This window comes from Erwinia sp. BNK-24-b, from assembly GCF_047456155.1.
Taxonomy (GTDB): Bacteria; Pseudomonadota; Gammaproteobacteria; order Enterobacterales; family Enterobacteriaceae; genus Erwinia; species Erwinia phyllosphaerae.
Genome location: NZ_CP179901.1, coordinates 2,766,293 through 2,789,377, shown reverse-complemented (window position 1 = coordinate 2,789,377; position 23,085 = coordinate 2,766,293). Strand labels below are relative to the sequence as shown.

Annotated in this window: 23 protein-coding genes and 1 pseudogene; 2 read left to right on the top strand and 22 right to left on the bottom strand. The window is 52.3% G+C overall.

The features are described 5' to 3' along the window. The 18 genes and pseudogenes from virB11 to ACMGGR_RS12530 all read right to left on the bottom strand — a co-directional run bounded on the left by virB11 (nt 1) and on the right by ACMGGR_RS12530 (nt 14,515). Nucleotides 1–1,029, bottom strand: coding sequence for a P-type DNA transfer ATPase VirB11 (gene virB11, locus ACMGGR_RS12615; protein ID WP_147198629.1), 1,029 nt, complete (start codon nt 1,027–1,029; stop codon nt 1–3). Continuing rightward, nucleotides 1,019–2,323 carry a VirB10/TraB/TrbI family type IV secretion system protein gene (virB10, locus tag ACMGGR_RS12610; RefSeq protein ID WP_414147011.1) on the bottom strand — a complete coding sequence of 435 codons (1,305 nt, stop codon included), beginning with the start codon at nt 2,321–2,323 and terminating at the stop codon, nt 1,019–1,021. Before virB10 ends, virB11 begins: the two co-directional genes overlap by 11 nt. Further along, a complete protein-coding gene (gene virB9 / locus ACMGGR_RS12605) occupies nt 2,320–3,207 on the bottom strand; it encodes a P-type conjugative transfer protein VirB9 (RefSeq protein ID WP_147200632.1) in 888 nt (295 codons plus the stop codon). The genes virB10 and virB9 overlap by 4 nt, the downstream gene beginning before the upstream one ends. Further along, nucleotides 3,207–3,890 (bottom strand): virB8 family protein, encoded by a 684-nt coding sequence (locus ACMGGR_RS12600; RefSeq protein ID WP_147198627.1) that lies wholly within the window; start codon nt 3,888–3,890, stop codon nt 3,207–3,209. The genes virB9 and ACMGGR_RS12600 overlap by 1 nt, the downstream gene beginning before the upstream one ends. Beyond that, complete coding sequence (locus ACMGGR_RS12595) at nt 3,883–4,023, bottom strand: hypothetical protein (protein WP_168199631.1); 141 nt, start codon at nt 4,021–4,023, stop codon at nt 3,883–3,885. The genes ACMGGR_RS12600 and ACMGGR_RS12595 overlap by 8 nt, the downstream gene beginning before the upstream one ends. An 89-nt stretch (nt 4,024–4,112) precedes the next feature. Then, complete coding sequence (locus tag ACMGGR_RS12590; protein ID WP_414147010.1) at nt 4,113–5,144, bottom strand: type IV secretion system protein; 1,032 nt, start codon at nt 5,142–5,144, stop codon at nt 4,113–4,115. 72 nt (nt 5,145–5,216) lie between these two features. After that, on the bottom strand, nt 5,217–5,492 hold the full coding sequence (locus ACMGGR_RS12585) for an EexN family lipoprotein (protein WP_049089932.1): 276 nt from the start codon (nt 5,490–5,492) through the stop codon (nt 5,217–5,219). Nucleotides 5,493–5,502: 10 nt separating this feature from the next. After that, nucleotides 5,503–6,222 (bottom strand): type IV secretion system protein, encoded by a 720-nt coding sequence (locus tag ACMGGR_RS12580; RefSeq protein ID WP_147198625.1) that lies wholly within the window; start codon nt 6,220–6,222, stop codon nt 5,503–5,505. Between the two features lie 23 nt (nt 6,223–6,245). Next, nucleotides 6,246–8,993: a VirB3 family type IV secretion system protein gene (locus ACMGGR_RS12575; protein WP_147200631.1), complete on the bottom strand. Its 2,748-nt coding sequence runs from the start codon at nt 8,991–8,993 to the stop codon at nt 6,246–6,248. A gap of 11 nt (nt 8,994–9,004) precedes the next feature. Continuing rightward, nucleotides 9,005–9,283, bottom strand: a complete 279-nt coding sequence (locus ACMGGR_RS12570) for a TrbC/VirB2 family protein (RefSeq protein ID WP_037038866.1) — start codon at nt 9,281–9,283, stop codon at nt 9,005–9,007. Next, nucleotides 9,283–9,930 (bottom strand): lytic transglycosylase domain-containing protein, encoded by a 648-nt coding sequence (locus ACMGGR_RS12565; protein ID WP_147198624.1) that lies wholly within the window; start codon nt 9,928–9,930, stop codon nt 9,283–9,285. The genes ACMGGR_RS12570 and ACMGGR_RS12565 overlap by 1 nt, the downstream gene beginning before the upstream one ends. A gap of 77 nt (nt 9,931–10,007) precedes the next feature. Further along, nucleotides 10,008–10,229 carry a hypothetical protein gene (locus ACMGGR_RS12560; protein WP_103826093.1) on the bottom strand — a complete coding sequence of 74 codons (222 nt, stop codon included), beginning with the start codon at nt 10,227–10,229 and terminating at the stop codon, nt 10,008–10,010. Nucleotides 10,230–10,624: 395 nt separating this feature from the next. Next, nucleotides 10,625–10,834 (bottom strand): TraR/DksA family transcriptional regulator, encoded by a 210-nt coding sequence (locus tag ACMGGR_RS12555; protein WP_076945521.1) that lies wholly within the window; start codon nt 10,832–10,834, stop codon nt 10,625–10,627. After that, entirely contained in the window at nt 10,824–11,411 is a 588-nt protein-coding gene (locus ACMGGR_RS12550; protein WP_147198623.1) for a DUF2857 domain-containing protein, read from the bottom strand. Before ACMGGR_RS12550 ends, ACMGGR_RS12555 begins: the two co-directional genes overlap by 11 nt. A 14-nt stretch (nt 11,412–11,425) precedes the next feature. Continuing rightward, nucleotides 11,426–11,620 carry an AlpA family transcriptional regulator gene (locus ACMGGR_RS12545; RefSeq protein ID WP_147198622.1) on the bottom strand — a complete coding sequence of 65 codons (195 nt, stop codon included), beginning with the start codon at nt 11,618–11,620 and terminating at the stop codon, nt 11,426–11,428. A gap of 159 nt (nt 11,621–11,779) precedes the next feature. Then, nucleotides 11,780–12,646 (bottom strand): hypothetical protein, encoded by an 867-nt coding sequence (locus tag ACMGGR_RS12540; protein ID WP_147200630.1) that lies wholly within the window; start codon nt 12,644–12,646, stop codon nt 11,780–11,782. A 378-nt stretch (nt 12,647–13,024) separates the two neighbouring features. Further along, complete coding sequence (locus tag ACMGGR_RS12535; RefSeq protein ID WP_147198621.1) at nt 13,025–13,414, bottom strand: hypothetical protein; 390 nt, start codon at nt 13,412–13,414, stop codon at nt 13,025–13,027. Between the two features lie 244 nt (nt 13,415–13,658). After that, nucleotides 13,659–14,515 (bottom strand): annotated as a pseudogene (locus ACMGGR_RS12530) (helix-turn-helix domain-containing protein). 247 nt (nt 14,516–14,762) lie between these two features. Here ACMGGR_RS12530 and ACMGGR_RS12525 point away from each other — a divergent pair. Then, nucleotides 14,763–15,605, top strand: coding sequence for an AraC family transcriptional regulator (locus ACMGGR_RS12525; protein WP_371419692.1), 843 nt, complete (start codon nt 14,763–14,765; stop codon nt 15,603–15,605). Nucleotides 15,606–15,761: 156 nt separating this feature from the next. Beyond that, the gene (locus ACMGGR_RS12520) at nt 15,762–16,556 is read left to right on the top strand and encodes an SDR family NAD(P)-dependent oxidoreductase (RefSeq protein ID WP_064360511.1); all 795 of its coding nucleotides are present in this window, start codon (nt 15,762–15,764) and stop codon (nt 16,554–16,556) included. 55 nt (nt 16,557–16,611) lie between these two features. Here the strand turns inward: ACMGGR_RS12520 and ACMGGR_RS12515 are convergent, their stop codons facing one another. The 4 genes from ACMGGR_RS12515 to ACMGGR_RS12500 all read right to left on the bottom strand — a co-directional run bounded on the left by ACMGGR_RS12515 (nt 16,612) and on the right by ACMGGR_RS12500 (nt 22,983). Then, a complete protein-coding gene (locus ACMGGR_RS12515; RefSeq protein ID WP_147198619.1) occupies nt 16,612–17,166 on the bottom strand; it encodes a Fur family transcriptional regulator in 555 nt (184 codons plus the stop codon). Between the two features lie 119 nt (nt 17,167–17,285). Continuing rightward, on the bottom strand, nt 17,286–18,767 hold the full coding sequence (locus ACMGGR_RS12510; RefSeq protein ID WP_217363408.1) for an efflux transporter outer membrane subunit: 1,482 nt from the start codon (nt 18,765–18,767) through the stop codon (nt 17,286–17,288). After that, the gene (locus ACMGGR_RS12505; protein ID WP_414147009.1) at nt 18,754–21,846 is read right to left on the bottom strand and encodes an efflux RND transporter permease subunit; all 3,093 of its coding nucleotides are present in this window, start codon (nt 21,844–21,846) and stop codon (nt 18,754–18,756) included. Before ACMGGR_RS12505 ends, ACMGGR_RS12510 begins: the two co-directional genes overlap by 14 nt. Before the next feature lie 12 nt (nt 21,847–21,858). Further along, nucleotides 21,859–22,983: an efflux RND transporter periplasmic adaptor subunit gene (locus ACMGGR_RS12500; protein ID WP_147198617.1), complete on the bottom strand. Its 1,125-nt coding sequence runs from the start codon at nt 22,981–22,983 to the stop codon at nt 21,859–21,861. Nucleotides 22,984–23,085: the final 102 nt, after the last annotated feature.

Genomic DNA, 23,085 nt, shown 5'->3' with positions numbered 1-23,085 from the left:
TTATTGAAGTCCTTTACTGAATACACCTCTCATGTCATTGAGATGAAGGGGTTTAAAATAAATATCGCTCATCCGGCGTATGTCACCGTGAATATCAATGCTGACTATCACATCAATGCTCTTAAGCACCTTACGTAACAGAACGTCGAAAGGCATGTTCCGGCAGTCGGGATTTTCATAACAGCGGTCAATGAGCCCTTCAATACATTCTTCCGGGCTGCCCGCATGCAGGGAGGTCATTAATCCCTCATGTCCGGAACCGACGATTTTCAGTGCATCCCAGGCTTCCCGACCGCGAATTTCAGCCAGTAATATCCGGTCAGGGTTCATACGATAATTGGCGCGTATCAGTCTGCCAGGCGTGACAATGGCATTATCCCCGGCGTCCGCCGGATAAAAGAGATGGACATAATTGGTGTGATGATAGAAGTGGATTTCGGGGTTGTCCTCGATGGTGGTCAGCCTGAGGTGCCGGGGAATATAGTGCAGCAGCGTTTTCATATAGGTGGTTTTACCGGAGCCTGTTTCACCCACAATAAAAATCGTTTTACCGTATTCCACCGCTTTTTCCATAAAACGGGAAATATCTTCACCTTGATAATAGCGGGTCAGTTCAACATCTTTGTCTTCCGTTCGCTCCTGACCGCTGACCCGGTTATAAAATCCCGCATCAATCCATGACTTGTGTGTTTTCTGCCCGAATGAGGGCTTACGCAGCGTAATGGATACGGTATTGCGCTCACAGGCCGGGGGAATAATGGCCTGAATGCGCTCGCCTGTCTCAAGCGTGGCGGAAAGGATTGGCGAGGTGTCGTCGATATTATCGTCCTGCCACGACGCCAGCGCTCTGGCAAAGGCGTAACACTGACGCAGCGTAACCGCGGCTTCATGTCTTCGCCATTTCCCCCGGATTTTGGTATGCAGTTCACCCGGCCGGTTAACGGCAATTTCCGTCAGGCCGTCCTGCGCAATGAAATCACCAAACAGCTGGTTTTTCATAAAATCCAGCGACAGGTTTTCAGCGTTCATACCACCTCTTTTTCAGTCGCAGCTGCCAGACGGATGAGAAATCAATGTCAGTGCCGGTCATGATCCCGATGACATCACCCTGATTCAGGTACAGGGTGGGCGGGATATTGATGCTGTTTTCCAGCGTCGTTTTCGCCATTTCCGCCGTGGCTGCGCGGGTGTTTTCGGTGTAGTCGGTATTGCGGTCTTTCCCCGGGGCAGCATCCGACGCCGCCGCTGCCACGTCCTGCACGGTACTTAGCATCAGGGCATTGCCGAAGCGCTCCCAGAAATGGTTGTCGATCCAACCTGAGATCCCCGCCTCGCCGAGCGGGCCGCTGGCCTGCGTATCAGTTAGTGGGATTTGCAGGCTGCCGGGCTCAGGCGTACGCAGCTCCGTCCACAGCACAAACATCCGGCTGCGTCCATGCTGCAGCGCCCCGGTGCGGTAGATGCCACGGGCGACCGTTCCCGCCGGGATCAGCGTCACATGGTTGCTGGCGCTGTAAACATCTTCACTGATCAGACAGGAAATATGCCCCCCGACATCGGACACGAAGCGCCACATCATCGAACACGGGATATAGCGGTCCACCGGGATATAGAGATCAGGATCGAGGCCCAGCCGTCTGACGCCGGTGACACGGGCGACGCCCGGATTGTCGTTGTTACCCGTTTCCGGCGCGGCAGTCTCCGGGCAGCGCAGGCGGCCATCCTTTCCCCTGGTCAGTACTGACGGACAGGATGTGTATGTCGTGGATGATGACCGACTGTCGGACGTTTCTGCGTTGCTGCGCGGTTCATCCGGGGACGTGCGTACATTATCGGCCGGCATTGTTCGGGCGTTGTTCGGCCCGTCAGCCAGCGCGGCTGCCTTGTTCAGGGCGGGTGGGGTCGGTGGCAGTGATGGTGCGGGAGTAACGGTCTGGCTGACAGGGGCTGTTCGGTCCTGTATGTGCGGCCCGAACAGGCCAAACGGGTTACTGTCCATGCCCAGATTTTGACGCTCATGCAGCGTCTTCCCGGCGGAGGGCGGCGGCGCGGTGTCTGCTTCTTTCTCATTACCCCCTTTCAATGCACTGAAAAGACGATCGCCGCCGGATGCCAGGGCGATCACCAGCGCCAGACTCAGCAGGCTGACGATCAGCGTGCGGCGACCGGATGCCTTACGAAAACGGGTCACTTCCGGCTGGCCGGGCGGTGTTCTTTGCTCCGGCTCCTGATACGCCATTGCCGCACGGGCGCGTTCGCGGGCTTCCCCTTCCCGCTCTGCGGTGGTTTTTTCCGGCTCGTCCGGGACGGGTTTATCGGTCATTTAGCCTCCAGCGTAACGGACGGTGAAACGGTGTCGCTGCGGGTTATCGCGATGCGCCCGAACCCGTCGTTTTCTATCCCCACCACCGAGGTGCCGTAACGCAACACCAGTTGTGGCGCTGCCGGCACCACCATCACAATGTAATTACCCTGCTTAACTGTCCGGGGCGTGAGCGCCTGCTCTCGTCCGTTAACCACCCGGAAAACAGACGGCAGGGTTTTGATGGGGGAAAAACCGATATAAGCAAAACGACCATCATCCCAGGCAAAATCCGGTGCGATGGAGGCCGAACCGGCGGCGACCCGTTTGGTGTAGCGCCAGTTGCGTGGCGTGCTGGCCTGTCCGAATGCCGCTGCTATCTGCTGCTTCTCCTGTCTTTCACGCTGCAGCGTCTGACGCGCGGCGCTGGCGGCGGCGGATTGCTGGCGAGCCTCGGCCGGATAGTGGTAACGGATAACGAACGCCTGCGAGGGGGAATCGTGGTCCAGCACGTTCAGCTCCAGGCTGTAATCACGCTTTGAGGTCACCACGAAGAGGTTGGTCTTCCAGTCCTTTGCCGTGGGCAGGAAGACCTGGCTGACGTTGTTGCCGCTGGCGTCCGTCACCGGCTGGGTGATGGGGTTCGGGCTGACGTCTACCCGGTTATCACTTTTCGTCACCGTCCAGCCTTTTGGAAAACCCGCTTGCGCATCAATCACAGCTTCATCGTCGTCAAACAGCAGCGTGGTGACATAGCCAGGGCGGGTATTCACCACGGTGGCGTTCTGGCTGTTATACGATACGTTCTGCATCCGGCTGTCATAGGCGCTGCCGCGCGGGGTGGCGGCGCTCCATGTCGCGCATGACGCCAGTAAGCCCGTCAGGAGCAGGATGTTTTTCAGCATCATTCGCTCCTCAGTTCTTTATCGCGCTGGTAGCTGGTGACGATAAAGCCCAGCGGGTTCACTTCACGCTGGCTGTCCGTCAGTTGCTGATGCGGGACATAGCGGTAAGTGAGGCGGATATTCCAGAAGTCCGTTTTCACTGAATTATCAGAAATACGGCGGAGGGTGCGCTTAATACGCAGTGTTGCCAGGTTATCCGGCCCGGTGGCAGGCGCATGCACATTGGAAATAATGTCGATATAGACGACATATTCGGCTTTATTAAAAATAACGTCCGGGGCCTGGTCGCCGTTAAACCCGTCCAGATAATCCCGGTTCACGCTGTCGCTGTTAAATAACTGTACGTCGTCGTAATCACGCTGGAGGGAGAAATAATTATATCCCTCACGGAGCCTGACATAGTGTGCCGCCAGTGAATGGACCAGCGCTTTTTCAGACGCAATATCCCGCTCTTTAAGGCGGGTCATATACTCATAACGACCGGTCTGTTTATCCACCGACCACAATTCAATATCAGTGGTTTTCAGCGGCAGCAGAATAATCATGGCCGTAATTGCCAGTGCAGCCAGAATAAGCCCGGCAGCGGCCACCCGCCAGGCTGTTTTGCGGGAACGCTCTTCCTTTTCCAGCATGACGGATTCAAAAGAGCGGGAAACATTAATGATGCGCTGAATATCAGACATGGTGAGTCAGCTCCTGGATCATGGCGGGGGAATTAACCGGCTGGGGATCGCCGGACACCGGCGGGAGGTTGCCCTGATGCTGCACGCAGCCCGAAAGCGCGCACAGCACCAGAAGCAAGATGCTGAATTTCATGGAAGCCTCTTATCGGATAAATGCAGTAAAGCCGCACCGCTGGCAGAGGTCACGGCGTGACGAAGAAAAGAAATTAGCGGTCGGGAGGATCAACGGTGACGCTGCTGATTCTGGCGTTTCATGCTGTCAATGGCGGTGGCACGTTTCTGCCAGGCGTTCACGGTTTTGCCCGCCCCTGCGGCAATGAACCTGCCGGTTGTCGCTGCTACGGCTATGCCACCTTTGGCGGCCAGTCGGCCCCCGGCCTTTATGCCGGGTCTGGCGACGTCGGCAGATTTGCTCGCCAGCCCGCGCAATCCGCTCATCGCAGCCCACTGTAACACGGCCTGCACGGCGGCACCGCTCAGTGCAGTGGCTATTTTCGCTGAAAAATACACCACGACGCCTGCCGCAATCCCGGCCAGCAAACATTGCGCCGCCAGGGTCACCATATTGTTTTCAGCAGACGTTGCTGTGGCGGCATCCAGTATTTTATTCAGGTAGTTGATGGCGATCCGGACAGACAGGGCAGAAAACATGATCGTTAAGATTGCGGTAAATAGTGTTTTCAGCCAGTTATCAAACATGGGTTTAAGAAAACCGTACAGCAGGCAGAAAATAAAGAGTGGGGCGGTGGTGGTCATTAACAGAATGGTGATTTCGGCGAGCAGGTTGACAACGGTTGCAGCCAGTAACAGAACGATTGCTCCGCCCCAGACCAGCACCTCGGCAAAACCGCCATTCACTTTAACGTAGGTGGAGGTATCGAGATTAAACAGCGTTTGCCCCAGCGCTTGTGCCTTTTCCCACACCGTGTCTAGGAGTGCCCAGACATTATCATCGCCACTGATGCCGTCCTTAAGCCCTTCAATGGCCGCAATGATGGCATCCAGCCAGCCCTCGCGGTTTAAAACAAAAGTGATGATCAGCAACATGCGCCCCACATCCCAGACAACATCTTCAACCGGCGTCTGGAGTTTGCCGCCAAGCGTCTGATACCCGCGATACGTAATAAACAGTGTGAAGGAACTGACGATAATCGCACTGATTAGGGTGCCGTAGTTAGAAGACTGACCTTCTAACACGGCGTTGAGTCCATCCATGATGTTTTTGTCCATACCAACAAAAATACCACCGGACATGGTACCTCTCATTAGTCAGGAAGAGACAGGGGATAAAACAGGGAGGGATCCCTGTTTTTGTTGGCGGGGATCTTACTGAGTGACGGATTTTCTTTTTTGGGCTTCCTGCTGAAACAGTGTCTCGAATTTTTCCCTGATGCCGGGTTTGCCTGTCTGGGCAAACATGAGTGCTGCCCGGTGCGCAAACTCGCAGTTGTCGCTTGCCTCACCATCCGTGAGGCATTGCGTATAGACTTTATAGGTTTCATCGGGATGTTCTTTATACCAGGCTTCTGATTTCGTCTCTTTACAACCGGATAAGACGAGAATGCCTGACATGATGCACAAGGTTAATACGGGTTTTAACATGTTAACCTCCCTATAGAGAGTTCAGATCGGCAACGGGCGCAGTTAATTGCTGTTGCTCAAAGGCTTTCTGTTTTTGCTGTTCCAGCAGCGTTGTTCGCTGTTCAGCCTGTTTGACTGACATTTCCCATTGGCTAGTCAGCGCATTTAATTGTACGCTTTTGGCCGCGATGGCGTTAGCCAGGTCCTGTGACTCTTTCGAATCCTGCGCATTAGCAATGCGGTCTGATAAATCCGATATATCGTCGAGCGTGCCCGTGATCTTGTTTTCAACCTCGGACGTATTTTCTATCGCTACGGCCTGATTCAGGATCATCTGTTTGCAGCTGTCCAGATAGCGTTGTGAAGCGCTGGACGGGTTACAGGTATCGAACGTTTTATATTTGTTATACAAGCTATTCAGTTCAGACGAATATGACCCGTTTTGGTTGCTCAGCAGGTCATCCAGTGAAATACCGTGCTGACGAAGATTATCAATATCGGTTTTCAGACTTTTGGCCTCTCGGAGAAATGCCTGAACGTCCCGCACGCCCGTTGCCGTGGCTAATTGCTGCTTGTAGGCATCAAGTTCACTTCTATAGTGGGTAACGGTTTCCTGCCACTGCTGGAGTTTCTGGATCCACTGATTCATGGATTCGGTATTCTGTACGGCGTCGAATACCGGTATTCCGGCGCTCATCGCCTGGGTGGAAATCAACAACGATAATGCCAGTATGATATCTCTGAATCGCATTTTAATTACCTCCGTCATGAATATTACAGGGCTTGTTCAAGGAAGGCGGCTTTCCAGTCATCAGGCTGCATTCCTTCCTGATACAGGGTGTCGAACAGTTTCAGGTTGTCTTCGCTGCCGCTGAGCATTTTGGTGAGTTTCCCGAGGCCCGATAAATCCATTTTCGCCATCGCCACAAAAGGCCGGGTTTCACCCGCGCGTAACGGTGTTTTCAGGACCACCATAGAGCGCTCCCCCGGATCGAGGTTTCTGACGATGTCGTACACGCTTTCCGGCACTTTCATCCTTCCCACGTAATCCGCCCGGCTGGCCTTCGGGTTGGCAAGAAATATCTGCGTGCTGCACTGCTCGATAATCGCCGGGGCAATCGGGTGCTTGACGATTTCGTCAGGCGACTGCGTGGCGGGTATGAAGATGCCGTTCAGCTTGCGGATCACTTTCAGCATATTGAGCGAGAAGCGGGAAAATTCGACATCGGCCAGCCATTTCCAGAACTCGTCCATGAACATCACCAGCCGGCGACCGTCCAGCAGGCTGGTGACGCGGTACAGCAGATAAAACGTGACGGGGCCGCGAATATCGTCATCATCGAGAAATTCCGTACCGTCGATACCTACGTTATCAATGTTGCTAATGTTGAAGGTGTCCTCCTCATTGTCGAATACCCAGCCGAACTCGCCGCCCTGCGCCCACTGTTTAAGGCGAATACGTAGCCCGTTGATGCGGGCGTCGGGGGTTGGCGGCTCCGGCAGGACTTCCAGCAGCCGGGTGATACCGAACTTGCGGTATTCCGGCGGGTAGTCGAGCATAATGGTATCTACGGCGGCACTGATCCGCTCCTCATCGCGCGGATCGAGCGGCTTGCCGTTGCGGCCGCACAGCATGCGCACCAGTCGTTTGATAAAACTGATATTCCGCCGGGTTGGGGCAAGCGAAAACGGGTTAAACCCGGTGGGAGTGCCGGTACGGATACGGAAGTAGCGTCCGCCCATCTGGCGTATCGCTACTTCCGCCGCCCGGTCCTTATCAAAATACACCGTGGTGAGCCGCTGGATTGTGGCTGAGGCGCTGAACGTCGCAGGATTGCGGTACTTCTGCATCAGTTGCTGCATCATGGTCATCAGCATCGTTTTCCCGGAACCGGTTTTCCCGATAATCGCCGTATTACCCGGCGTTTTTTCGTTGAAGTCATCCCGCCCGCTCTGGCTGTCGTGCAGGTTCAGGTAATACCCGCCACCACCCGGTGATTTGAGTATCGCGATGGCGTCACCCCAGGGATTGCCGCTCCGCTTGTGGGGATGAAAGTTGTGCAGGCTCGCCAGGTCGGCAAAGTTCTGGCTGCTGACGGCCACCAGACGGGGGCGCAACGTATACACCCCCGGCAGTTGCGCCAGGTACGCGGCGGGCAGCGAAAGCGTGGACAGCGTCGTCATAATGCCGAGGTCGGCGAAGGGCTGCGCCAGCGCGTTGGTGTCCTTCACCACCTGGTCGGCGCTGTCTGAGGATACCAGGAGGGAGAAGTGATATTTCCCGCAGGAGACATGCCCGGACTGGAGCAGGTCACGCAGGACAATCAGCTCTTCGCGCTGCGAAATGGCGTCGTCATCCGCAGAAGTCAGGCGCTTTTCCGCCAGACGAATATGCTTCTGCGCCTCATCGCGGGCCATGCAGGTGAAGGACTGCGTCAGCACATACTCGCTTTCGGCATACAGCAGCGCGTCCAGCAGGCCGGTCGCGGTTTCAGGCGAGTAATCTTTGATTTCCAGACTGCGAAAAAAGCGGGAGCCGCTGACCGTCTGGCACTCGGCGGTGTCGGTGGTAAAAAAGACATCTGGCGTGCTTAACGTTTCATAAAACGGTGCACGCGTGACCGCGACCTTTAGCCACTGGCCGGTGAGCAGGCGGTGATACAAGGACTGTTGGGCGGAATACACCCGCCGGTTTTCTTCATACATCCCCAGCGGCGTCGCCGTATAGCGGGACAGCGCCGATGCCAGCGCCTCCCGGTGCTCCAGCATTACTTTCAGGGCATCATCCAGCGCCGCTTTACGTTTACCGGACGGCTGCGCCTTCATGGCTTTTTTTTCCAGCGGAGAGAAGGGCGCATAGCAGAGGGTGAAAAACAGCCGGTGCCGCCAGAACGGCTTTTCGTTGATCGGCTGGTAATACAGCCGGGTCACTTCATCAGAAAAGGGAATACCTGAATTTGCGTCAAAGGCAGCGTGGTATTTTTCCCGGATGCGGTGAAGATAGAAAGTGACCGGCAGACCTTCATACCCACGAATAACGTTATTGAGATGCGTCGCCATTAAGGTCAGATGATGTTCGTCCTCGCATTCAAAAACGGTGCCCTCCAGCTCCCAGCTGGCAACCAAATCACCCTGGCGGTTTCTGATGACGTGCGGGTGAATATGGGAGGAATACGGAATGTATTTATCCAGCGTAACGCGCTCGTTTAACTTCATCTTTTCAATAAACTCCGAGACGTCGACGGCGTCATAGCGGTTTGCCAGCAGGGCATTGGCACCAAAATGTTTATTGGTGCCAAACCGTCCACGGGTTTTAAAGGCCAGCCAGAGCAGCCCGAAATAGTGAATATCGGCTCTGGCCTTTGCCTTCATCTCCAGCCAGGCGGGAATAAGCAGTAATATCAGGTAACAGCTGACATAGACCGCCAGCAGGACGATGGCCCCGCTGACCATCACGAACGGCACGAGGGGAATGCCTGCTATGGCGGCAGGCCGCGTCAGCGCTTTGTTCAGCGTAGCCATCATTGCCTCCCTTATGACGCCCAGTAGGCACCGAAACCTGACGCACCGACGATAAGGATGGCGCCAATGATGACGTTGCGCATGTCATGGAGGCTCTTGCCGTCAAACAAGACTTTGTATCCCACCCACATGGTGGCCAGCGTGATGGTGACGGCGGCGAGCCCGAGCAGGCCGGTGGAGGTGTTACTCAGCGTCTCATTGGCTTTATTAAATCCGCTGTCCGCTGCCAGCACCGGGCTTGCCATTAACAAGGAAGAGAGGACGGGCCAGTCAGTCTGTTTTCGTTTCATCATTGTTCCTCATGGTGGCCGGGAATGGGTAACGCGCCGCGTATCACGGCATTGGGGTAGCGCAGGGATGTCAGAACTGACGTGGCGTTCTCGGTAAGCTCGCCACGCATGACGGCGGTGGGGTAACGGATTTCCGGCACGAGCTTTTCGGCGGGTGGTCGCTGCCGGTCTTCCCGCGTTGACGGTACGGCGTAGCCGATGCGCTGGATGTAGCTGGTCTGGTTAAACGCGGATTCCGCTTGCTGGCCGGTCGTGAAATTTCCCGAGTAGTAGCAACTGAGCGCACGCTTGAGGGAACCGCCGCGGCGGTAGCAGTCGGTGAGGATGCGCTCAAAAACGGACAGGTTGGTACAGGGGTCAAGAAGGTCGCGGGCGCTCACGCGGTAATGACGGAAATTGGTGCTGGTGATTTGCATCAGCCCGACCGAATAGCGTCGGCCCTGTGCTGCCAGCCGTCCGGTGAGGCTGATGGCCTCATCCCTGCTCGTGGGGAAATGTGAAATCACGCCTTTGCCACTGGGCAGAATTTCAGCGATGGCATACGGATTCAAACCGGATTCGACCCGCGCCACATCAAGCGCCGTGGACGGGTGAATGCTGGGGGCGCACTGCATAGCCGCCGCCAGAAATACGGTGGTGGAAAGCATGATGGCCTCGGAATGGTAAACCGGGCAACGCGTACCGCCATCAGACGGCATAGGGCCGGGAAAAGGGGGAAGGGCGGTTAAATGGACTGAGTATCCTGTGTCGCGCCGCCGTCATCCCTGGGCTCAAGGAGCACTAACTTGCCGGAAACGGCAATGCCGGGTGTCAGCATGATATTCAGGCCAGACTTACCGTTATGAGCGAACGCCACGCCAACCCTGGTCCAATACGTGTTTATTTCGCCCTGTGCATCGGGTTGACTTTCCTGAGTGACAAATACGTGGTAAATGGGTTTTCGCATGACGCCTCCTCTAATAAAAACAACGATGAGTTAAATAAATGTCACATCCCAATTCTGCATTCCGGTTTTAACGGGTCAGCGAGAACATTCAGCGGCACCCTGAATTGTGGTTTCGTGACAGCCCGAACCTTATTTTTAAAGAGCAATACCCGACCTGGGGAAATTAACGACCATTCGGGCAACTATTATGTAATGAGGTTTTCAGGATCAGATATCCGGGGCGGTATATAAACGATAAATTCAAAGTTAAAATGAGAGAGATAAATTAGTGGTGGATGGGGTAAGCTCTGCGAAAAATAAAAGTAAGTGAAATATATAATAAAGACGACTGTATATTCATAGTTAATGATAGAGACATGCAGGGGAAATATTCCTGCATGTCTCTTTGACCATTATTAACGTGTTCGACGTTCAAGTTTTTCCTGGCATTCTGTGCAGGTGGTTATGCCCGGGAGTGCCTGCCGTCGCTTTTCAGGAATGGGCTTACCGCATAGACGACAATGGAATAATGATGGCGTAGACCCTGGCTTAAAACGACTCTGTTCAATCATATCCTCCAGTCGTTGCTCATTAAATTCCTGATCGCGGTCGATCTCATCTGGCATGTGCGGCCCTCCGGTCTGACGCCTCCTGTTCACAAAGTGCGATACGCTTCCAAACGATGGTCAGTGACAACCCTTCGACTTTCGGCAGCAGGGTTTGCGTTACCTGCATTATGGCGGCCAGCGCATCGGGTGATTCCAGGTTGTCCACCCGGCATTGTTGCCATTGCCGCCAGATGGCCCCATCCGTTTCTTCGTCCGGTTCACGCGTCCGGCCATAAGGCACACGGACGCCCAGCAACCGGCGGCGAAGGCAAACCTCGTTGGAGGTGAGGCCAAAATACTTATTGAGTAGCGCAATTGACCCACCCAGCCGGATAGCGTGGTTGATACGCTGTTGCTGCAGAACCTCCTCACGGGATTTCGCCAGAAGCAGGCGTAACGCCTCGTGATGAACCGTCACAGCCAAAAATGGTGCAGACTCACGACTGATGATAAACAGCTCGTCTAGTGACAACTGGTTAAGGGCATTCATTTCGTCGAAAGTGAATCCTAGCGATTCACAGTGACGAATGTTGCCATCCTTCAATGCATGAAGAGCATCGGTTAATACGGCGTAATTCAGTGATGGGATAATCATGATATTTTCTCCCTTCAGCCTACTGAGCGGCGGACTAATTTAATATTGATCCATTCGTCAATTTCCGATTCGAGCCAGGCGACACTGGCCGGGCCAATCTTTATTGAGCGTGGGAAGGTACCTTCTTTCATATACAGATAGATTTGAGAGCGCTTCAGACCCGTTTTTTCTTCAACCTGTTTCAGACGCAATAAATGATGGGATGTCATGATTTTCTCCTGTGCTGTAAGTAAATGGGACAGGCCCGGAGAGGACAAAAAAACACAGGAAAGGTGAATGAGGGAAGTTGATAAGCCCGTATTAAGGATATCGTTATGCTTAATACGGACTTTCAGGTTAAATAGAGTAATCTCATTTATATTTGATGTTTAGGTTGATGTGGGCGAACCGCGCTCAAGTGCAGTTTTTAGTGTGTCACCACTAAGATGATCGGTAATGCCGTCGGCTGATGCCCATTGTTCAAAGATGGAGAGTAGTTTATATGGCTTGTTGATTAATGGGCTTATGGCCTCATTATTCCGACAGGAAAGCCAGAACAGACGGGAGAGTGGTGTTGATATTCTTGTTGAAGATGAAGGTGATGTTTTATTTTTAACGGGGAGTTCGATTATTTTTTCAAGTTCTGTACGTCGGATTACAAAACTTGCATCTCGTGGTAACTCATGAATTGGGAAAAATGCGTATTCTCCTTTATTCTGAGATAAAAAGTGTTCGTGAATATCAGGGGTGATATTTTGAGGTAATCTCCTGATTTGTTTTTCTATCCGTTCCATCCATGTGATTTTTTCAAGTAAGATAAATAATTTACCATAAAGAAAAACTGAAATGCCATGATTTATTTCATTAGCCCCTTTAATGGGAGGGGGGATATTGAGAGTTCGAGCCAGTAAGCGTTGCACCAAAACATATTCATACCCAGCTAATGTTGTATTAATAACCATTTGCATAGGTGAAATGGCTTCATCATAAGTACTGATAATTAAATTCCTCCCCCGTTGAAAACAGTTATGGTCTACCAGGCAAAGTTGGTGTATTGGCGAATTCTCAACAGGACGCAGTTTTACTTTGTTGTTAGAAAACTGGATTTTCTTTACTATGACAGGTGACTGAAAGTAAATGGAAAGGTAGATGTTTCCAGATAAGGCTTGACGGTAAATGTCACTTATTGTCAGGCTCTCATTCCCCCTTTGCCTGGCTAGATCAACAGCTTCTTGTATAGTCACCCAGTCTGGCATTATGTTTCTAAAATTTAAAATGATGTTTTTTTTGACATAGTACAACTCCTTTCATGCAACAGTATCTTTGATAAAATAAAAAAAGATAATGTTATTTGATGGGATTTTTAATATATCGCCGTAACAACATAAAAATGAATATTGATTGATTGTGAAGTTATATTTTTTAAAAAAATTCAAAAGGTATTAGTGCTGGGCTTTCAATACTCAGTATATGTGGCTGAAGGTAGTGCTTTCACTCATAATTAATGGCCTGACTACGTTAATACGTAAGAGTTATACAAGTGGCGGAAATGGTTTTAGATGTATTATTCTTTGTTATTTTGCCGTCGTCAGTACCTGGTTAAAATCAGTGGAAAAAAGGCTGGCTATTCTTTTTTACCCTTCTGACAGTAATTTATGCGCTATCTCTAAAGCTTCTTCCTTCGAAGATGTTATAATCAAAGGATAGCCCCAGAATTTTTCATATACGATAGAAAAAGGTTTGGCCGCAATCCGTTTGGCATTGTTTGGTTCAATATGGATTGAGGCTTTTACGAAGGACCGTAATTCACTTTTGTGAGCTTTCATCCAACGTGTAGTTTGCTTCATCTCTTCAGGCGAATGCTCGTGTTTGCCATGAGCAACACCTTCATCGTTCAGGAAAACGAAGACCTCTTTACGCGCAAGCAGAGCTTCGAACTCTTTAAACGGGGATACATCTGGATCATTGCCAGGGGCAGCGATTTGCATCCACACGAAAGGGAACTGAGTAGCATCAATCCGCATAGTAATATTCCTTCCAAATTTTGGTTTCATCTATTGTCATTGAGGGGCAAAGCCTTAGGCTGCAACATACCAGCATGGTTTATTCAAACATACCCAAAAGTCTATAGAACGTCATTGTGTTGGTTGGCCATAATATTGCTCAATTCGGCCAGTTCAATGAACCCTTCCTGAAATCAGTGGCAGGTTAATTTGCGTTTCCGGGATTTCTTCCGTTTCAACGGAGGTAAATACCCTGAGACTGGAATCAGATATACGCATATACGCAGCGGATATTTACTAGTGGTTTAGTGCCCTTTTGTCACCAATATTGATAAATTTCTCAATATCATAGCCGTTCCTGCACGTCAGTTGAAATGCAAGCGTACATGGTCCAAAAATGAAATGAATGAATTGCTGAAGATTTTTGCACGTCATTTCATATAGTGAAGTGCACATAGTCTCCGGCTTCCAGAAGTGTGGTTTGTGTTGAAGGTAAAGGCTGCGTCAGTACGTAAGATGAAACCGAAGTGGTATACAAAATTTCCAGTTGTTTATCCCTTTCACGTCCATACCGTACCTGATGCAGCTCATAAACCACATAGGGGGGCAGTCTGTTTCTTTAAGAAATCCCCCAGAAATGGGACCTCATTTCATCCTGATAACTGGTGAGCTGTTGGGCTCACAGGTATAACTTTGTGTCTGACCGATTAGCACAGTTTCCGGGAAAGTCATGAAGATTGATTCAGGAAGAGTTAAATCGCCTGGGTGGATAGGGGGGCAAAGCCCGGAGGCAGTCCAGTCTGACGAACGTCGATACCTGCCGGGGGACTGACCAAACTGCTTTTTGAAGGCACGTGTAAATGTCTGTTGAGAATCGAAGTGATACTCCAGGGCAATCTCCAGAATCGGGCGGTTGGTTAATCGTAGTGACACGGCCGCTTTTGACAGTCTGCGGGCGCGAATATAACTCCCCAGTACTTGACCAGTGACTTCTTTAAACATCCTTTGCAAATGCCATTTTGAGTATCCGGCTTTGAGTGCGACATTATCCAGAGACAACGGATTTGTAAGGTGGTCTTCAAGCCAGGTAAGCAAGTCGAAAATTATTGTTTCTTGGTTCATAAATCGCCTCCATTGTATTCAACAATTGTGAAAGGGAGCGTTTCTGTGCTTCTGCACCCTCTTGCTGTTCTGACAACGTCGCGATACCCCACCCAGTGCGAGTTCTCCGGGAAAGTTTCGAGCATCTAAATGTTAGATTAAAAATACGCGATTCAGCATTAGACTGCATTGCGAATGTTGGTCATAATATTATTCAATCCTGCCACCTTTTCCCGTAAATTGAGGTCCGATTAAGATTATGTCAAACATGGATTACTCTCTCGATTCTGTTGTAGTACCCGATGTGGATAGTATTCCCAGGCCTGTCTCCGTCATGAGGGCTTCAATGGTGTCTACAGGTTGGGAACAGGAACGGCATCAGCATCGCAAAGCGCAACTGCTCTACTCGGTGAAAGGTATGTTGAATTGCGAGGTGGAAGACGGCGTGTGGATTGTCCCTCCACACTGTGCGGTCTGGATCCCAGGTAATTTGCCTCATTCGGCCCGAGGTTCTGGTGATACCGAGTGTTATTGTTTGTTCGTTGAACCAGACGCGGCGCCAGGGCTTCCTAAAACCTGTTGCACTATTTCAGTAGAGCCACTGTTGCGAGAATTATTGTTGAAAGTGGTTGGTTTTCCCCAGCTATACCTGACAGATGGCCGTGAGGGGAGATTAATATCAACCCTTTTGGATGAATTGTCTTTAGCTCCTGTGGAAGATCTTCATTTGCCAATGCCTCGCGACAGGCGACTTCGTCAGCTTGCAGAAATGCTGCTGGCCGATCCTACTGACAAATGTTCTTTAGGTGAATGGGCTCATCGTATCGGCATGAGCGAGAGAAGCATGAGCAGGCTACTGTTACAGGAAATAGGAATGAGTTTTGGCCGCTGGCGTCGACAGCTGCATGTGATCCTTTCACTGCAACGTCTTACAAAGGGCGAAAGTGTGCAGACAGTAGCACTGGAGCTTGGTTATGAGAATGCCAGCGGATTTGTCACCATGTTCCGGAAAGCATTGGGCAAACCGCCAGGCCGTTACCTAATAGAACGAATGGCGGGTTCTACGGCTGGGGAGTCCGCCTATATGCCAGGCATCATTCGATTGGAATAAACGTTGCCCAGCTCTTAACATTCCACATTTTTAGAAAAACTCATTTTTGCTAAACACAAGATTGACTGTATTGAGCAAGATTCTGGCCGGACGTCGCTAACCATCTCACACAGAAACCGGTAAATTTGGAGTTTTCATATATATCGGAGAAAACTCATGGATCTTGGATTAAGTGACAAACGTGTACTTGTAACGGGCTCAACGGCAGGCATTGGGCTGGCTACAGCACGCATGTTGGCAGCTGAAGGGGCATCTGTGACAGTAAACGGACGGACACAGGCGCGTGTTGACAATGCTGTAGCTGAAATACTGAATGAGTTACCTCATGCGCGGGTCTCGGGAATTGCCGCGGACCTGAGCCATAATGAAGGTTGCGAAGCGCTGATAAACCTATTGCCGCATACCGACGTGTTAGTGAACAATCTGGGTATATTCGAACCTAAATCGTTCGGGGACATCACCGACGAAGACTGGTTACGTTTCTTTGAAACCAATGTATTGAGCGGTATACGTCTCTCACGCCATTATGTGCAGTCTATGAGATCGCGTAACTGGGGGCGGATTGTATTTGTTTCCAGTGAATCGGCTTTGCAGATACCTGCTGAAATGATCCACTACGGTATGACCAAAACCGCACAACTTGCAGTGGCACGCGGACTGGCTGAAAGTCTTGCCGGTACAGGTATCACCGTTAACAGTGTGCTTCCAGGCCCCACAGCATCTGAGGGCGTGGGCGCTATGGTTGCTGAGATGGCGGCGGGGCGTGGTGTTGATCCCAAATCAATTGAGCAGGAGTTTTTTGCGACAGCACGCCCTTCTTCGATACTTCAGCGCTTTTCAACGACACAAGAGATTGCTGCGATGATTGCTTATGTCTGTAGCGAGCGTGCATCTGCTACGACCGGCGCAGCACTCAGGGTTGATGGTGGTGTGGTGAGAGCAATTGCTTAAGAAAGAACTATCCAACAAATAGGTGGTGATAAGCCGTCTGTTAACCACCATTTCATCATGAGCAGCCAGCGCAAATTATGGTAACGGTAAATACTGGCTCGCCGTCAAGTTCGAATCCTTCCTGACCAGCAAGAGAGAGCAGATATTCATGTAATTTCGGGTCCTCAATGAAAATGAGTTTTTCCCCACATTTGCAACGCAGGCTATTCTGGTTACGTGATTGTTTGCATGGCTTGAGTGCATAGGTGGCACGACCACGAACTCCATCGGTGCGGACAAGTAATCCTGCCACCCATAAATCATTGAGCACCCGATAGATTGTGGCTTGTGTTAAGCTCCCGGATGGCTTCGAGTTAAGGAGGCGATATAATTGACCAGCACCAAGACAATGTGGTGCAGCTTGACTCAGAGTGTTCAGTATAGAAATTCTTGCATATGTTGCCCTGAGATGGCTTGCTTCAAGACGTTGAATATGCGGTGACTGACTGTCGTTCCCCCTGGAATCAGGGACGACTAAGTTAGTTCGCTTGGGTTGTTTTGATGTTGAAGTGCTTTTATTGCCAAATGACGTAATGCGATCAATGAATTTTGGGTTGTCATTACAAGCCATATTTATTCCCCTTTGCAGAGCTGACTTTTCTGCTGTGCGCTACAACGTAAAGCCTGCTGGGTGAAAATGAGTGTGGGTACCAGCGCGGCCCAAAACATGCAACGCGCTGGTGTGGGCTGTTATTTTGTACTGGTCTTTTCCCATCCTCCACCCAGGGCTTTAAATACGTTTACCCGGGCGTTACCTACCCGTCGGTCAGCTGCGGCTACCTGTGACCTTGTGTCTATCAGGTTGTTTTGCGCTACGATCACATCGAGGTAACTGATCGAGCCAACCCGGTATTGCTCTTCAGCTAACCGGAAGGCATTCCCTGCACGATCCCGTGCGTCGATCAGCGCCTCACGCTGCTGCATCGCGGCACCATAGGCGCTCAATGATTGCTCGGACTCTTTCAGCGCATTCAGTACTGTGCCATCAAAATGAGCCAGCGATGCTGCGGTTTGCGCCTTCGCCTGAGCGAGACGGCTACGTGCCACCATCATGTTCGGAAATGTCCAGGAGATCAGCGGACCGACTGAGAAAGACCAGGTGCGATTGCCTTTCAGATAGTCATTACGCAGGTAGTTTCCTGAGGCACCCAGCGACACGCGCGGATAAAGATCGGCCACCGCCACGCCGATGCGTGCCGTGTCGCCAGCCAGCTGGCGTTCGGCTTGTCTTACATCGGGGCGACGACGCAGCAGTGCAGTGCCGTCACCGACCGGTAGCACTTCCGCAATTTCTGGTGCTTTGGTGCAGGCACGTGCTGAAGCTGGTACCTGTGATGGCGTGCGACCCATTAATGCAGCCAGCTCGAACAGCGCAGCATCCCGCTGGCTTTGCAAAGGCGGTAGAGTGGCTTCGACCTGAGCCAACGTGACACCGGCACGCTCCACGTCCAGATGTGATGCCGCTCCGGCGTGTGCCTGATTGCTGATGAGGTCCAGACTACGTCGGGCCAGTTCAATGGACGAATGTGCTACGTCGATGGATTCGCCCTGGGCGCAGGCGCCCACGTAGGCCCGTGTCGTTTCAGCGACCACCATAACTCTCGCCGCATCGTAGTCGGCAGCGACGGCATCAGTATCGTCCTGCGCAGCTTCAATATCACGTCGAACCCGGCCAAACAGGTCGAGTTCATAAGAGACGTCAAGTCCACCGCTGTAACTCCACTGCGTGGGTGCCTGACCGGAGCCGGTCCATGTGGTCTGGTCGCGTCCGTAGCCTGCTCCACCCGATAGGTTGGTAGACGGTAGCAAGCCGCCTTGCGCTTCCTTGTAAATAGCCCGTGCACGCTGGAGGTTAGCGAGGGCGACACGCAGCTCGGTATTGGCCGAAAGAGCCTCCTGGACAAGTCTGTTCAGGATGGGGTCATCATACAATTTCCACCATTCAGTCGGCAGAGATTGAGCGGTATCCGTATGGTCCGGTTTGCTGACAAAAGGGCCGACTGCGGTTTGAGGCAAAGACGGTGCATGGTAATCGGGGCCACTGGCGCAGCCGGTGACGAAGGTTGCGACCGCAGTGACCAGGAAAGTGGCACGTAAAATGGGAAATAATGCCCGATGCAGAACTATGGTCATGGCATCAGTGTGAGCAGAAAACAGATCACAGTTCGACATCAGGTGCCTCCGTACTGGCGAGTTCGCGGGCGCGGGGGCTTTCCGCGACTGCCCGGTGATCTTTAGCAACGAAGCTGTAAATTGTAGGAAGTACAAACAACGTGAAGAAGGTACCGATAAGCATGCCCATAACCACCACAATACCGATAGAAAAGCGGCTTGCAGAACCTGCACCATCAGCGAACAAAAGCGGCACCAGACCGGCGACCATGGCCGATGTTGTCATCAGAACGGGACGCATACGCACCGTCGCAGCTTTCTGAATGGCCTCTATGCGGCTGAGATTTTCATGGTGCTGGATGTGATTAGCGAAGGTGACCATTAAAATCCCGTGTTTAGATATCAGCCCTATCAATGTTACGAGTCCTATCTGGGTATAAATGTTAAGCGTCGCGTAACCTAACCACAGTGGCACCAGCGCACCGCAGATCGCCAGCGGTACCGTGACCAGGATCACCAGCGGATCACGTAGACTTTCGAACTGTGCCGCCAGCACAAGGAAGATAACCACCAGCGCGAAGCCGAAGGACACCAGCAGACGGTTACCTTCCTGCACGAACTGGCGGCTGTCGCTGAGCCAGTCCACGCTGGTTCCGGGGGGCAGTGCCTGTGATTGCAGAAATGTGACTGCCTCCCCCATGCTAACCCCTGGCGCTGGCAACATTTCCAGTGTCGCCGAGTTCATCTGGCCGAACTGGGTAAGCTGGTTGGCCTGTGGACGCATCTCAACGCGAGTCACGGTTGAGAGTGGCACCTGAGCACCGGAAGTAGACTTGACGTAGAAACGTCCGAGGTCTTCCGGCGTCATACGGTCGCTACCACGTACCTGCGGGATCACATCGTAGGAACGATCATGGAAGTTGAAGCGGTTGACATAGTTCTCGCCAACCAGCACCGCCAGAGTATCGGCAACGGATTGCATAGTTACACCCATTTCGCTGGCGCGGACATTGTCAATACTGATATGTGCCTGTGGGCTGTCGAAGGCCAGGTCATTTTGTACATAAAGGAACAATCCGCTGGCATAGGCCGCTGTTTTGATCTTCTCTCCGGTCTCGTATAACGTCTGAAAGTCGTCAGGCGAGCGCAGCACCATCTGTACAGGCAGGCCACCGCTGGAGCCTGGTAGCGGCGGCATCTGAACAGCCGTGACGGTTTCACCATCGATGGCACCGCCAGCAGCCTGAATTTGGCCCTGGATCTCGGTGGATGAACGCTTGCGCTCGGACCAGTCTTTTAGAATCGCGCCTGCAATAGTCAGGTTTTGCCCCCCGGAGTAATCGCCGATGTGGATGAAGCTGCTTTCAAATTCCGGTATCGACTCAAACACTTTTTCGATTTGTTCTGCATAATGTGCGCTGTAAGCAACTCCTGCATACTGGGGTGCCTTGGTGACGGCCAGGACAATGCCCTGGTCTTCCATCGGTGCCAACTCATGACGGGTACCTGAGAACAGCACTATGATGGCCCCCATGACTACTGCTCCTACCAGTAACACCACACCACGCGCAGATAGCGTGTGCGCCAGCAACAGTCCGTAGATAGCGGTCATCCCCTGCATGGTATGCTCGATCCGTTTTGCGAGGCGTCCTTCGCCCTGTTTTGAACTCAACAGCATTGAACTCATCACTGGCGATAGCGTAAGTGCAACCACGCCGGAGACGAGAACCGAACCAGCAAGAGTGAAAGCAAATTCCTTGAACAACGCGCCAGTCAGCCCCCCCATCATGCCGATGGGCGCATATACCGCTGCAAGCGTAATTGTCATTGCTATCACCGGGCCGACAATCTCACGAGCGCCCAAAAGGGCCGCACGTACAGGGGACAAGCCTTCCTCAATATGTCGATGGATGTTCTCCACCACAACAATGGCATCGTCTACTACCAGACCAATCGCAAGTACCATCGCAAGCAGGGTCAGAAGATTGATCGAAAAGCCGCACGCCAGCATCAGTGCAGCGGTACCCACCAGAGAAAGCGGGATAGTGACGACCGGAATGATGACCGCACGAAACGTGCCGAGGAAAAGGAAAATTACCGCGATAACGATAATTATGGCTTCAGCAAGCGTGTGTTTGACTTCCGAGATAGAAGCATTTACGAAGGTAGCCACGTTGTAATTGGGTGCTACCGTGAGTCCAGGCGGTGCCATTTCACGGATCTTTGGAATCAGCTCCTGTGCGTGTTTGACGATATCGATCGGATTGCCATCCGGGGTAGGTTGGAGCTCGATGAAGATTGCAGGAACGCCGGTCGCGAATGAGGCACTGTTGTAGTTCTGACCTCCGATCTCCATCGTGGCGATATCCGACAACCGCACCACGCCACCTTCGGGGTTGGACTTGATAACCATCTGGCGGAAATCTTCAACATTTTGCAGATCGGTCGCGGCACTGATATTGGTAACCGTCAAGGCACTCTTGAGTTGCCCCGGTACGGACTGCACGTTGTTGGCACGCAACGCGGCTGCAACCTCTCCGGCTGACAGACCACGTGCGGCAAGTTTTATCGGGTCGATCCAGACGCGCATCGCCATGGTCTGGCCGCTCAGAATGTTGGCAGAGGCTACGCCGGGAATTCCTGTAAACATGGGCTGTGCCACGCGGGTGGCGAAATCCGTTACCTGCGGGATCGTCAGCGACTTACTGTAGAAAGCCACGTACTGGACCCCTGTGCTGCCCTCGGTAGACTTGCTGATGACCGGGTCCGTCACACCGGACGGCAACTGGTACTTGACTTGTTGCACCTTAGCGAGAATCTCAGTCATTGCGCGATCGGCGTTGGCGTTAAGTACCAGCCGTGCCTTTATTACACTCTTGCCCTGTGTCGTGGTTGAAGTCAGATATTCAATACCGCTGGCGGTAGCGATGGATTGTGCAATTGGCGTCGTAACGAAACCCTGCATCACCTCCTGTGTTGCGCCGGGTAAGGTGGTACTCACGCTGATGGTGGCATTTTCGAGATAGGGATATTGCCGTACAGGTAACTGAAAGACGGCTGTTATGCCCATCAGCAGGATAAGCAAGCTGACGACCAGCGCCAGAATCGGTCGGCGAATAAAAATGTCAGTGAAATGCACGATGTTTTTTCCCTATTGTGCGTTTGTATCTGAAGCGATAGCTGATGAAGTAGACCTATTGCTGATTTTCACGGTAGCACCGGGCGGCAAGCGGTTCTGACCCGCCGTCACCACAATGTCACCGGCTTTAACGCCCTGCAGCACCATGACTTCTTCGCTGAGTCGCGGACCAGTGACCACCGGTACGGCGATTGCTTTGCCTATCCCCTGCGCGTTAGCGCTTTGCACGAGTACCACGCTGTCGCCAGAAGCAGAAGTCTGGATCGCCGTAAGGGGGAGAACGATGGCATCAGTAGTAGCGGGTAAGCTCAGTCGTGCCGTCGCGTACATTCCGGATTTCAGAGACAGGTCCGCATTAGGCAGCAACGCCTGAATAGTCGCGTTACGTGTTTCACTATCAATTCTCGGTTCGACAGTACTAATTCTGGCGGTGAATATCCGGCCCGGTGCGGCATCTACCGTCACCTGCACCGATGCGCCCGGTGTTAATTTGGGCAGATCCTGCTGAGGCAGCGTGAAATTTACGTAGAGGGGGTCGAGCTGGGTTAGCGTGGCGATTTCATCACCCGCATTAAGGTACTGACCAGGATTGATATGACGGATACCAAGTTGACCAGGAAATGGTGCACGAACGGTCTTCTGCTGGATACGTGCGTCAAGTTGCCGGACCGCGGCGGCGGTCTGGGCGGCTTCCGCCGTGCGCTGTTCAAGAAGTTCGCGGGACTCGGCCCCCGTTTTGGATAATGTTTGTGTGCGTCGAAGTTGCAGTTGCGCAAAATCAGCTTTTGCTTTGGCAGAAGTGAGATCCGCTTGTTCCGGAGCGTCATAAAGCTGTATCACGGCATCTCCTTCCTTCACAAACTTGCCCGATTCAAAGTTAATGGCGGTCACACGCCCTGATGTATCCGGAGCAAGCAATACTTCACGTACTGCCTGCAAACTCGCAACGGCTTGCAATTGATCTGCGACGTTACTGGTTTTTGCGCGGATTGTAGTTACAGGTATAGGTGGCAGAGTCTGTTGTTCTGCGCCACTGCTACGGAGGCTTCGCCAGGTGTACAGCAGGCTGAAGACTATAATGAGGGCGAGTATGCTGATAACTGCTGGCTTCACATGGCGATTCATTGCGAGGCTCATAAATGCTCACCTTTGTCAGGGAAAACAGACAGGGTTTGGGAGCAGGGCCGCGATAATTGCCCCCGAGTGTTTCGTAGATGCATGATTATTCCTCATCGATTT